Origin of the sequence: Salinibacterium sp. SWN167 (assembly GCF_015864665.1) — a bacterium.
Classification (GTDB): Bacteria; Actinomycetota; Actinomycetes; order Actinomycetales; family Microbacteriaceae; genus Rhodoglobus.
The window spans coordinates 452928-464946 of record NZ_JADYWU010000001.1 but is presented as its reverse complement, the minus strand read 5'-3'; the positions used below and the strand labels follow the sequence as shown (position 1 = coordinate 464946).

Annotated in this window: 9 protein-coding genes; 5 read left to right on the top strand and 4 right to left on the bottom strand. The window is 62.9% G+C overall.

The genetic code is table 11. From position 1 onward, the window contains the following. Positions 1-63 precede the first annotated feature (63 nt). On the top strand, positions 64-927 hold the full coding sequence (locus I6E60_RS02195; protein WP_197178662.1) for a site-specific DNA-methyltransferase: 864 nt from the start codon (positions 64-66) through the stop codon (positions 925-927). After that, positions 924-1697, top strand: a complete 774-nt coding sequence (locus I6E60_RS02190; RefSeq protein WP_197122604.1) for an HAD-IIA family hydrolase — start codon at positions 924-926, stop codon at positions 1695-1697. The genes I6E60_RS02195 and I6E60_RS02190 overlap by 4 nt, the downstream gene beginning before the upstream one ends. Positions 1698-1704: 7 nt before the next feature. Here I6E60_RS02190 and I6E60_RS02185 read toward each other — a convergent pair whose 3' ends face one another. Genes I6E60_RS02185 through I6E60_RS02175 form a run of 3 tightly spaced genes read right to left on the bottom strand, consistent with a single transcriptional unit; the run spans position 1705 to position 3803 of the window. After that, positions 1705-3081: a septum formation family protein gene (locus I6E60_RS02185; protein ID WP_307841770.1), complete on the bottom strand. Its 1377-nt coding sequence runs from the start codon at positions 3079-3081 to the stop codon at positions 1705-1707. After that, on the bottom strand, positions 3078-3629 hold the full coding sequence (gene pyrE, locus I6E60_RS02180; RefSeq protein ID WP_197122602.1) for an orotate phosphoribosyltransferase: 552 nt from the start codon (positions 3627-3629) through the stop codon (positions 3078-3080). Before pyrE ends, I6E60_RS02185 begins: the two co-directional genes overlap by 4 nt. Positions 3630-3659: 30 nt before the next feature. Then, the gene (locus tag I6E60_RS02175) at positions 3660-3803 is read right to left on the bottom strand and encodes a hypothetical protein (RefSeq protein ID WP_197122600.1); all 144 of its coding nucleotides are present in this window, start codon (positions 3801-3803) and stop codon (positions 3660-3662) included. A gap of 71 nt (positions 3804-3874) precedes the next feature. Here I6E60_RS02175 and I6E60_RS02170 point away from each other — a divergent pair, with 71 nt between their 5' ends. Further along, a complete protein-coding gene (locus I6E60_RS02170) occupies positions 3875-4711 on the top strand; it encodes an exodeoxyribonuclease III (RefSeq protein WP_197122599.1) in 837 nt (278 codons plus the stop codon). An 87-nt stretch (positions 4712-4798) separates the two neighbouring features. Here the strand turns inward: I6E60_RS02170 and I6E60_RS02165 are convergent, their stop codons facing one another. Beyond that, on the bottom strand, positions 4799-6961 hold the full coding sequence (locus tag I6E60_RS02165) for an ATP-dependent Clp protease ATP-binding subunit (protein WP_197122597.1): 2163 nt from the start codon (positions 6959-6961) through the stop codon (positions 4799-4801). 119 nt (positions 6962-7080) lie between these two features. Between I6E60_RS02165 and I6E60_RS02160 the strand changes: the two genes are divergently transcribed. Together I6E60_RS02160 and I6E60_RS02155 are read left to right on the top strand one after the other, a co-directional pair. Next, positions 7081-8940, top strand: a complete 1860-nt coding sequence (locus tag I6E60_RS02160) for an HSP90 family protein (protein ID WP_197178660.1) — start codon at positions 7081-7083, stop codon at positions 8938-8940. After that, positions 8937-11738 (top strand): hypothetical protein, encoded by a 2802-nt coding sequence (locus I6E60_RS02155; protein ID WP_197178658.1) that lies wholly within the window; start codon positions 8937-8939, stop codon positions 11736-11738. Before I6E60_RS02160 ends, I6E60_RS02155 begins: the two co-directional genes overlap by 4 nt. The last annotated feature ends 281 nt before the right edge of the window (positions 11739-12019 follow it).

Below are 12019 nucleotides of genomic sequence, written 5' to 3'. Positions count from 1 at the left end.
TCCGCTCCTCGGGCACCCCACCCAACCCTGCTATTAATCTGAGCCAGCGACTGTTAATCTCAGATGATGCAGCCACCATGGACCCCCGACGGCCCTGACCTCGTTGTGCACGGCGACAACCTCCCGGCCATCAGCGCCCTTCCCGACGAGAGCTTCCGGCTGATCTATATCGATCCCCCGTTCAATACGGGGCGCACACAACGCCGCCAAGCAATTAGCACTCAGCGCTCGGCTGAAGGCAGTCGCACGGGCTTCGGCGGCAACAGCTACGACACCATCAAGGGAGTGCTCTACTCCTACGACGACACCTTCGCCGACTATTGGGAGTTTCTCGAGCCCCGATTGCAGGAAGCCTGGCGGCTGCTCGACGATCGCGGCACCCTTTACCTGCACCTTGACTATCGCGAAGTGCACTACGCCAAGGTTGCTCTCGACGCCCTCTTTGGCCGAGACAGCTTCCTCAACGAGATCATCTGGGCCTACGACTACGGCGCCCGTGCTACCAAGAAGTGGCCTTCGAAACACGACACGATTCTCGTCTACGTCAAAAACCCTAAGAACTATTACTTCAACAACGAAGAAGTCGACCGCGAGCCCTATATGGCTCCCGGGCTCGTGACGCCTGAGAAAGCCGCCCGCGGAAAACTACCGACCGATGTGTGGTGGCACACCATCGTCTCCCCTACCGGTAAAGAGAAGACGGGCTACGCCACCCAGAAACCCGAAGGCATTCTGCGGCGCATTATTCAAGCATCCAGCCAACCGGGTGATTGGGTCCTGGATTTCTTCGCCGGCAGCGGAACCACCGGTGCCGTCGCGCAAGCTCTAGGACGTCGCGTGGTGCTGGTGGAACAAAATCCCGACGCGATCGCCATCATCACCAAACGGCTGTCAGATGACACTGTGTTCGCTAACATGAGCGCATGAGGAATCGTGACGAAATCGAATGCTGGCTCACCGACATGGATGGTGTGCTGGTACACGAGAACCACCCGGTGCCCGGCGCCGCCGAACTCCTCCAGCAGTGGCGCGACGAGAAGAAGCCCTATCTTGTTCTCACCAACAACTCAATCTTTACCCCGCGTGATCTCAGCGCCCGCCTCCGGGCATCAGGCCTTGACGTTCCCGAATCCGCCATCTGGACTTCGGCTCTCGCCACCGCCGACTTCTTGAAGCAGCAGATTCCGGGCGGCAGCGCCTTCGTGATCGGCGAGGCCGGCATCACGACCGCCCTCCACGAGGCCGGGTTCATCATGACCGAAACCAACCCCGACTATGTCGTGATTGGCGAGACCCGCAACTACTCGTTCGAAGCCATCACCAAGGCCATCCGCCTTATCGGCAACGGCAGCCGTTTCATTGTGACCAACCCGGATGCCACGGGCCCGAGCGCTGACGGCCCCCTGCCCGCGACGGGCGCGGTCGCCGCTCTCATCACCAAGGCCACCGGCCGGGAGCCGTACATCGTCGGCAAGCCCAATCCCATGATGTTCCGCTCGGCACTCAACAGAATCGGTGCCCACAGCGAGACCACAGGCATGATCGGTGACCGCATGGACACCGATATCGTCGCCGGCATTGAAGCCGGGCTGCACACCGTTTTGGTGCTCACCGGAATCAGCGATCAAAAAGAAATCGACCGCTACCCGTTCCGCCCCACCGAAGTTCTCGATAGCGTCGCCGACCTGCTCCGCTAGGGGCGCGCTACTCGGCTGGTGTTTGTGGTTGGGCGACGGATGCCGTGAGGGCATCGTCGCCGGTCCGCGTCGCGAAGCAGTAGTAGTCGCGGTTTCCGGCGTCCCAGTCGCTCGCGTTTGCAGCGAAGCTCGCCACGATTTCGAGGTCGGCGAATGATTGTGCCGCGGCGAAGTCAATGACCGCATCCGTCGAGCAGGCTGCCGCTGTGCGCGATGCGAGCGCGTCGGCTTCGGGATACGGATCGGATGCCGCGTCATCGAACTGGCCGATAGTAAGAAGTTGGGCCGCATGTGGCTGCTCGCACTCGACCACGGTGTATTCCTGCTCCCACGCGGAGGCGAACGGATCGAGGCACTCACCACCGGCGAGCTCATTCCATTGATACGTGCCCACGGCAACCGGCCCCACGATGGGAACCGCAGCGGTCGCTGTTGCCGACGGCGTCGGGGAGGCAACGGCAGCGGGCATCATCGAGGGACCGAGGCGAGTACCCGCCAAGAACAAAGCGACCAAGGCGAGTGCAGCGACAAGGCCTCCGGCAATTGCCAACCCGATGAGTTGACCGCGCGGAATCGGCGGCCGAGGCGGCTGAGGCACCCGAGGCCGCGAAATGACCGCTGGCACCTGCGCGACGAGCGCCTGATCTTCGTACTCCACGAATTTGTCTTCGCCGAAGAGGTCGCTGACGGCATCGTGCTCGACGGATTCCGACTCTGCCGAGATGCCCCCGAGCGACTGTGCGCCCAACAGTTCGGTCGCGCCCTCAAGCGAATCGTCGACCGAAGCCGGCAGCTGAGCCTGTCGCCGAGTCGCGACATCCATCGCAGCTGTCGGCAGGTCAGCGGAATTGATCGCGGCCGTCGGCAGGTCCGAAATGTCCATTGCACCGGTCGGGAGGTCGGAGATGTCGAGAGCTCCCGTGGGCAGGTCAGAAATGTCGAAAGCGCCAGTGGGCAGATCGGCGACATTGATGGCTTCTGTCGGTGGTGGCTCAACGAGCGGCTCGCGCGGCGGCACCGCCGGTTCGGCAGGCTGAGCCGGTTCGGCTGGCTGGGCTGCCGCCGGTGATGCCGGCGGCTGGACCGCAGGGGTTTCGCCTGGTAGCGGCGGAAGCGTAAGGAGCCCCGGAATCTCGGGAGTTGCCGGAGGCGCTGGCGGAGTGCCGGGTGGCGGCGTCAGCGGGGGAAGCGGAACCTCAAGCGCGGTTGGCTGAGGAACCGTGGGTGCAACGAAGGGGTGGGGGCGTTCCGGAGCAGGCGAGTTCGCAGGAACCTCAGGAGATTCGGGCTGTTCGGGCTCGGTAGGTGTGAGTCCCCAGTTGAACGAGGACTCGCGAGGCTGCTGGTCGTCGCCAACGCCCGAACCGTTGTCGCCAGAGGTCACGGAGTGAGCCCCAAGTCACCAAGCCCGATCGCTGAGTAGTAGGGATAGCCGGCAGCTTCGATGCGCTCTTTGGCTCCGGTGTCACGGTCGACAACAACAGCAACACCGGCAATGATCGCGCCGACCTTCTCGAGCGCCTCGATTGCGGCAAGCGGTGAACCGCCGGTCGTTGACGTGTCTTCGAGAACGATGACGCGCTTGCCTTCGAGCTCAGGCCCTTCGACCTGACGACCACGGCCGTGATCCTTGGGTTCCTTGCGCACGACAAAAGCGTCATAGGTGAGGCCGCGAGCGGCACCCTGGTGAAGAATTGCCGCGGCGATCGGATCGGCCCCCATCGTCATCCCACCCACAGCAACAATGTCGGGAACCTCGGCAATGAGGTCGATCATGACCTGACCGATGAGCGGAGCGACCCGGTGGTCAAGGCTAACGCGACGCATGTCAACGTAGTACGTAGCCTTCTTTCCGCTCGTCAGAGTGAAATCACCGTGGAACACGGCATCGGCGGAAATGTACTCAATGAGCTGTTGCTTGGCGTCGGTCACGAGTACAGAATACCCATTCTGGGGAGTCCCCTAGAGGATGGTCTCGCCGAAAACCAGCAAAGCACCCGAGATGGTGACGCCCACGAAGCCCAAGATGGCGACGATTGTCGCGTTACGGCGGTCGAGACGGTCAGCCTTTTCCGCAGCTTCGTCGAGAAGGATATCTTGCTGCATACGAAGACTTTACGGGGCAGAGCGGCCTCTGTCGTCGCCCAATGCGGGGGTAGACCTATTACCGTTGAAGCATGCTCATTGCCACCTGGAACGTGAACTCCATCCGAACCCGAGTCAGCCGAGTCGTCGACTGGCTGCTCCGCGAAGATATTGATGTTCTGGCGATGCAAGAAATCAAGTGCAAGCCTGAGCAATTTCCTCTCGAAGCGTTCACCGAAGCGGGCTACGAGGTCGAACTTCACGGCCTCAACCAGTGGAACGGTGTGGCTTTCGCTAGCCGCCTCCCGATGGACGATGTCACGGTCGGTTTCAATACCCAGCCGGGGTTCGGCAAACCGCTCGATGACGGCACAGTGCCGATCGAGGCACGAGCTCTCGGCGTCACTGTCGAAGGCGCCCGCCTCTGGAGTCTGTATGTGCCGAATGGTCGTGAGCTCGACAACCCTCACTACAGCTACAAGCTGGAGTGGCTCGCCAACCTTGCCACTCAGGCCACCAAGTGGATGCGGGAGAACCCGGAACAGCCTCTCGCCCTGATGGGCGACTTCAACATTGCGCCCTTCGACCATGACGTGTGGGATATCGCCGCGTTCGAAGGCAAGACCCACGTGAGCGACGCTGAACGCGCAGCGTTCCGGGCCTTTGAAGAGGCCGGGATGATCGACACTCTCCGCAGCCGCAACATTGAGGGCTACACCTACTGGGATTACCAGCGCCTACGGTTCCCCAGAAACGAGGGCATGCGCATCGACTTCGTGCTCGGTTCACCCGCATTCGACGAACTCGTTACGGGCGCATCGATTGACCGCGACGAGCGCAAAGGCGATGGCCCTAGCGACCACGTTCCGGTCGTCGTCGAACTCGCGATCGATACCGAGAACGACGACGATCGGCCAATGTTTCTCTAAGCGGTTCGCCTAGGCAGTTCGCCCAAGCGGTTCGCCTAGGCAGTTCGCCCAAGCGGTTCGCCTAGGCAGTTCGCCCAAGCGCGCGCGTTAGCCCTCGTCAGGCTCCGAACGCGACACCTTGAGGCCTTCGCCGTTCTCGGCGAGCCCCACGAGCACGGTGTCCCCGTCGCGAATGTCGCCAGCAAGCAACGCTTTCGCGAGCTTGTCGTCGATCTCGCGCTGCATGAGTCGGCGAAGCGGTCGCGCGCCGTAGATGGGGTCGTAGCCACGCTCCGAAAGCCAGGTGCGAGCATCCGGGGTCACAGCAAGCTGCAGGCGACGATCGGTGAGACGCTTGCCCAAACGATCGATGTCGAGCTCAACGATCTGGCTGAGGTCATCGGTCGAGAGCGGCTGGAACACCACGATGTCGTCGAGACGGTTGATGAACTCCGGCTTGAACGACTTGCGTACGAGGTCGTCAACGGCGGCCTTGCGGGCATCCCACGGCAGCTCTTGGTCGGTAATGAACTGGCTACCCAAGTTGCTGGTGAGAATCAGGATGACGTTGCGGAAGTCGACAGTGCGACCCTGGCCATCGGTGAGACGGCCATCATCGAGCACCTGCAGCAGAATGTCGAAGACCTCAGGGTGCGCCTTTTCGACCTCGTCGAGCAGGATCACCGAGTAGGGACGACGGCGCACAGCCTCAGTCAGCTGACCGCCCTGTTCGAACCCGATGTAGCCGGGAGGGGCACCGACGAGGCGCGAGACGGAGAACTTCTCGCCGTACTCACTCATGTCGATGCGCACGAGAGCTTTCTCGTCGTTGAAGAGGTACTGAGCGAGCGCCTTAGCAAGCTCGGTCTTTCCGACACCGGTGGGCCCGAGGAAGAGGAACGAGCCGGTGGGGCGATCGGGGTCGGAGATTCCGGCCCGCGTGCGGCGCACCGCTTCGGAGACCGCTTGCACGGCTTCCTTCTGCCCGATGAGGCGCTTGCCGAGTTCAGCTTCGAGGTGAAGCAGCTTCTCGGTCTCGCCCTCGGTGAGACGGTCGACGGGGATGCCCGTCCAGGCGGCAACAACGGCAGCGATGTCTTCTTCGGTCACCTGGTCATTGACCATGCGAGGGCCGGTTGGTTCATTGCTTTCGGCGGTAGCAATCGCCTGTTCAATTTCAGGGATCGTCTCGTAGTTGAGCTTGGACGCCTTTTGGTATTCGCCGTCACGCATGGCACGGTCAAGCTTGATGCGCGCATCGTTAAGGCGCGTCTTGAGGTCACCAACACCGGTGAGGCTCGACTTCTCGATCTTCCAGCGGGCTTCGAGCTCGTGGAGCTCTTTGCTCTGAACCGCGAGGTCTTCGCGCAGCTTCGTCAGACGGGCCTTCGACGCGTCGTCTTTCTCCTTCTTGAGAGCGAGCTCTTCAATGCGAAGTCGATCGACGGCACGCTTGAGCTGGTCGATTTCGACGGGCGAGGAGTCGATCTCCATCTTGAGACGGCTCGCGGCCTCATCGATCAGGTCGATGGCCTTGTCGGGCAGCTTGCGGCCCGAAATGTAGCGGTTGCTCAGCGTTGCGGCAGCTACCAGAGCGGAATCGGCAATGGCCACCTTGTGATGGGCTTCGTAACGCTCCTTGAGCCCACGCAAAATAGCGACGGTGTCTTCGACCGAAGGCTCGCCGACGAATACTTGCTGGAAGCGGCGCTCAAGCGCGGCATCCTTCTCAATGTACTGGCGGTATTCGTCGAGCGTGGTGGCACCAATGAGTCGCAGTTCGCCACGGGCCAGCATGGGCTTGAGCATGTTGGATGCCGCAACCGAGCCGTCGCCGCCGCCAGCACCCATGAGGGTGTGGAGTTCGTCGATGAAGGTGATGACTTGGCCGTCAGAGTCTTTGATCTCCTTGAGCACAGCCTTGAGGCGCTCTTCGAACTCTCCGCGGTACTTGGCACCGGCGACGAGGGCAGCGAGGTCGAGGGAGATGAGTTGCTTGTCTTTGAGGGAGTCGGCAACGTCGCCGGCGATGATGCGCTGAGCGAGGCCTTCGACAACAGCCGTCTTTCCGACGCCGGGCTCACCAATGAGCACAGGGTTGTTCTTAGTGCGGCGCGTCAGCACTTGGCTCACGCGGCGAATTTCAGCGTCGCGCCCGATAACGGGGTCGAGCTTGCCGCTGCGAGCAATCTCGGTGAGATTGACGCCGTACTGCTCAAGAGCACTCTTTTGCTCTTCATCGGTACTTGGGGCACCCTGCATGTTCGCCATTTACAAACCCTCCGCAAACTTGAGTTGATATGACTCAACTTTATACCCGTACGCCCGTCCGTGGCTAGGTGAATGCTGTGGACTTCGAGAGATTGGCGATCAAGTGAGAGACTTTTCTAGTGAACGCCGATTCCCGAGACGATCTCCAGTCCTTTCAAGTGAATCTCACGGGGGTCGTCGACCTTCTGAGCAAGCACATTTACTCCAGTCCACGCGTGTATCTCCGCGAGCTACTGCAGAACGGGCGCGACGCCCTGGCCGCGCGAGCAGAGCTCGAAGGCGCAGACGCGAGCCGCGGCATCCGCATCACTCCCCTCAGCGAGCACAACGACACTTTCCAGTTTCAGGATGACGGTATCGGGCTCACTGCCGCCGAGATGACTGAGCTGTTGTCGACCGTGGGCCGATCATCCAAGCGCGACATTTTTGATCTGCCTCGCAGCGACTACCTCGGCCAGTTCGGTATTGGATTGCTCAGCTGCTTCATGGTGGCGGATCAGATTGTGATTCAGTCACGCTCCGCTCGCGGCTCAGCCCCGGTCGAATGGATCGGCAATAGCGACGGCACGTTCAGCGTGCGCGAGTTGGAGGGTGACCTGCCCATCGGCACCACCGTGTCGCTCAAGCCTCGCTTCGATCAGCACGACCTGCTGAGCACCCCCACCGTGTTGGCGCTCGCCCGCACTTTTGCCGAGTTCTTGCCTGTGGGTGTGCGCGTTGACCTGCCCGGCGGCGGCACCGAAACCGTGACGCACGAGGCTCCGTTTCTCGAGGCGCACACGGAGTCAGCATCCGACCTGCTCCGGTACGGCAGCGAGCTACTGGGCGTGGAGCCCTTTGCCGCGATCCCGCTGAGCGTGCCCGGCACGAACACCACCGGCGTCGCCTACGTGCTGCCGAGCTCGCCGCCGCCCGGCGCCCGGCAAGCAAACCGTGTCTACCTCGGCCGCATGTTGCTGAGCGAAAACGTGGATGCGCTCGTTCCCGACTGGGCATTCTTCGTGCGCGTCGTGCTGAACAGCACCGCACTCACCCCCACGGCGAGCCGCGAATCGCTCGTCGACGACGACATCCTCGAGCACACGCGCACCGCCATCGGCACCGTGTTGCGACAGTGGGTGCTCGAGATGGCGGCCCGGCATCCGGCCCAGCTGAACGACTTTGTGCAGATTCACGCGCTCGCCCTCAAGTCGCTGGTGATTCACGACGAAGAGCTCGCGAAGTTCATCACACCCTGGCTCAGCGTCGAAACCACTCTCGGGCGCATGACCATCGAAAGCCTCACTCGCGATCACACCCAGTTGCGCTACGCCGAAACGGTCGACGAGTTTCGCCAGATCGCCAGCATCGCGAGCCCCGACCGCCCCGTGATCAACGGCGGCTACATCTACGACACCGATATAGCGCGGATGCTGCCCACGATTGTTGACGGCCTCACCGTCGATCGCGTGAGCGTGCTCGACGAGCTCGACTTTCTCGAAGTGCCCCCGCTAGACGTGCGCAGCGTCGTCGCGAAACTCGAAGACCGCGCCAGCGCCGTGCTCGCCGATGCTGACTGCGCCGTGATCGTGCGCGGAGTGCCCGCCGCCGACGTCACGGGCCTCTACTTGGCCGACCCCGAAGTGCTGCGCTCCATCGACCGCCGCACCGCCCGCGAGATCAGCCGCCCGGGACTGTGGAAGAACGTGCTCGGCAAAATGGATGTCTTCGCCGAAGACCGCCTCGCGAGCGACGGCACCAGCAAGAGCCTCGCGCGCCTCTGCCTCAACTGGAACAACCCCGTTGTCGTCACTCTCTCGACCCTGCGCGACGACGCCGTCTTCTCCCGCACCATCGAGCTGCTCTACGTTCAAGCACTGCTCACGAGCCAACGCCCCCTCAGCGTGCGCGACCGCGCCATGATGACCAATTCAATGTCCGATCTGATTGCCATGAGTGTCGCACTCGGTGATTCCCTCCCAGAAAGTTCTCCCCTATGAGCGCCGACCGCATCACCGAACTGTTCCGCGAAATTGATTCCATTGCGTATGGCCCCGAGGAACGTGCTCGCGTCGAAGAGGCCGTCGCGCTGGCGGTCGAAATCGGGGATGAAGAACTCGAATACCGCGCCCGGGTGCGGCTGACGGCATCCGCCAACATGAGCGGCGACACCGAAGTACTGCTGTCATCGTTCGCGTGGTGCTTGGCTAAACACGACGAAGATCCGGTGCGTTTTCCGGATGACATTGGTCACCAAGGTGCCGGCCTCATGTGGCAGTTCAAATGGATTGCCAGCTCGCTCGCAAGCTCGCCCATCTTTGACACTGCCGACATCGATGGCGCGCTCGCCGACATGGAAGCGCACTACCGCACCGCAGGAATCGGCCAGAGCGGCGTGCTGACGTCACAGTTCTCAACAGCGTGGCGCCTCGGCGAGCTCGAGCGCGCCGAAGCCCTTCGCACCCAACTGGTTGCGACCCCGCGTGACGAATACAGTCACTGCGATGCCTGTGTGCGCAGCGACTCGAGCGGGTTCCTCACCGAAACCGGTCGCGATGCGGAAGCGATCGTGCTGTTCGATGAACTCATCGCTGGCGGTTACCAGTGCGGCGACGAGCCGGAAGCGGCGCTCTCCCGTGCCCTGCTGCCCTACCTGCGCGTCGGCCGTTTTGACGATGCCAAGGCCGCCCACTTTCGCAGCTACACCCTCGCCCGCGACAACGCCGACAACCTCGGAATCATCGCCAACCACTTCATCTTCTGCGCCGTCACCGGCAACGAAGCACGCGGCTTGGCGATGCTCGAACGCCACCTCTCGTGGTTCGTGCACGACCAACTCAACGCCGACAACCAGTTCTCGGGCCTCGTGGCTGCCGGAGTGCTTCTCGACGCCGTGACCCGCGCCGGTTTCGGTTCCCAGACCGTTCGCGGTGCGGAGAACCGCGAACTCGTCGGGCTCTTCGGAGAACACGATGGTGCGTGGACGGCCGAAGAACTCGCCGCTGCCCTGTGGGCTGCCGCGGCAAAGATCGGCGACCAGTTCGACGAACGTGCCGGCAACAACTACCGCGCCCACCGCATCCAGAAAGCCCACGAACTCGCCAACGAGCAGTTCGACCTTCCTCTCACGAGCGAAACTCTCGGCCTCGGCACGCCCGCCGATGACGAACCGACGGATGGCGCCGGCTGGTTGCTGCGCGCCGAAGAACTGATCGCGATCGGCTGGCTTGCCCCCGCGTTGCCCGCCGCGCGCGCTGCAGTCGAGCTCACGACGGGCCAGGAACACACCGCCGCGCTCAGTGCGCTGATCGCGCGACTCGTCGCCTCGGGCGATCTCGCCGAAGCCGAAGCGTTGCTCGCCACCCGCATGCCCGCGCTGCGCGAGCATGGCGATGACGCTCAAGCATCCCTCGAAGAACTTCTCGGCCTCTCGCTGTTCGGCCGTGCCGAACAGGACGACCTCGATGCCCTCCGTATCGCTGTGGATGCGTCAAGCGCCCTCGCTCCCGCCCAGCAAGCTGACCTAGAAGTATCGCTGCTGAGCGTGCTGCTGCGCGGCGAAGAACCCAACCTCGAGGCAGCGACCGAGCTCGCCGCCACCGCGCTCACCCACGCTAAAGAAGGAGATGTGCCTCTGCTGCGCGACCACGCGCTGCGGTATCTCTCCGACCTCGCTGCGAGCGCGGGCGACACCGATGGCGCACTCGCGTACGTCGCCGAACTCGTGGAGTCGACATCCAATCGCGGCGTTCTGGCGCATGCCCACGCTCTGCGGGCGCGCATCTTGGGCGGCAGCGGTGAGTTTGCTGAGGCGGCCGCGAGCGCTGATGCCGCCGCTGAGTGTGCTCACGCAATCGACGCGGTCGGCCCCCTGCACGACATGACCATTCTTGCCGGCCGGCTCTACGACGAGGCAGAAGCGTTCTCGGATGCCGCCAGCCGGTTCCGTCTCGGAGTTCGCTACGCCGAGCGTCTCGAGATCGACACGGTGGGGGCGCGCTACGCCCTCGGCCGTTCGCTGGTTCGCGCCGGCGAGTCATCCGAAGGCATTGACCTGCTGCTCTCGCTGTATGAAGAAGAGACTGCGGCTGAGGCCCCGGCGGGAAGCCGCGGCGAGACCCTCTACTGGCTCGGCCATGGCTTCGCGGATGCCGGTGAACCCGGCTCGGCCGTGGGCACGTGGGAGACCGCAACTGAGCTCTACCTCGAAGCCGACGACACCCAGAGCGCGGCACGCACGCTCGCTGACAACGCTGGCTTGCACGCGCAACACGGTGATCACGACAGCGCTGCGGCGCTGCTTGAACAGGCGGTGACTCACGCGCGGGCCACCCCCGAGAACCTCAACCTTCTCGTGCGAGTGCTTCACCAATCAGGCCGCGCTCACGCTGAAGCGGGCAAGAAGGAAGGCCTCAAGCAGCTCGATGAGGTGCTCGCTCTCGCGGCTGAACACGGCGCCGACTGGTTGCACGCCGACGTCACTGATTCGAAGGCGCGAGCTCTGGCTAGCCTGGGCAAGCCCAAGAAAGCCGTCAGCCTCGCCCTCACCGCTGCCGACGAATACCGTGCTGCTGGAGACCCCATCGCTGGAGCCAACTGCGAACGCTTTGTGGCCAGTGTTCTCGCCGCCGAAGGCCGTCACGATGAAGCCGTTGCCGTGCTGAACTCAGTGATGGAGCAGGCCGCCGAGCACGCTCAATTGCGTCAGATCACCGCGTTCGATCTCGCCGAAAGTCTCGAAAAACTGGGGCGAACTTCGGATGCTGCTGCCGCCCGGGCGATTGCGGAGGGCGCATAGCGCCTATAGCCGAGGCGGCGCGTCTTACGCGAGTGCCGGGCTAGTCGTCTCGGGAACGGCTGTAGGACTTCCAGCCGGAGCGATTGTCGCCGCACTCGGCATAGGCCTTGGCGTAACGTCCACGTATTTCCTGTGGCGGATGGACCACGTAACTTGGAGCTCACAACGGGTCTGTTTCTCAGCGCTCAACGGCACAATTCTCACGGCGGGAGCCATGTCAACTCAGGTACTGCTCGGCTTCGCAGCCGTACTTTTCATAGCCCTAATAGCAATAGTGGGCA

Bases quoted from the DNA above. Each gene is read 5' to 3' on its own strand.
- I6E60_RS02195 (WP_197178662.1), top strand. From the start codon at position 64: ATGATGCAGCCACCATGGACCCCCGACGGCCCTGACCTCGTTGTGCAC.
- I6E60_RS02190 (WP_197122604.1), top strand. From the start codon at position 924: ATGAGGAATCGTGACGAAATCGAATGCTGGCTCACCGACATGGATGGT.
- I6E60_RS02175 (WP_197122600.1), bottom strand. From the start codon at position 3,803: ATGCAGCAAGATATCCTTCTCGACGAAGCTGCGGAAAAGGCTGACCGT.
- I6E60_RS02170 (WP_197122599.1), top strand. From the start codon at position 3,875: ATGCTCATTGCCACCTGGAACGTGAACTCCATCCGAACCCGAGTCAGC.
- I6E60_RS02165 (WP_197122597.1), bottom strand. From the start codon at position 6,961: ATGGCGAACATGCAGGGTGCCCCAAGTACCGATGAAGAGCAAAAGAGT.
- I6E60_RS02155 (WP_197178658.1), top strand. From the start codon at position 8,937: ATGAGCGCCGACCGCATCACCGAACTGTTCCGCGAAATTGATTCCATT.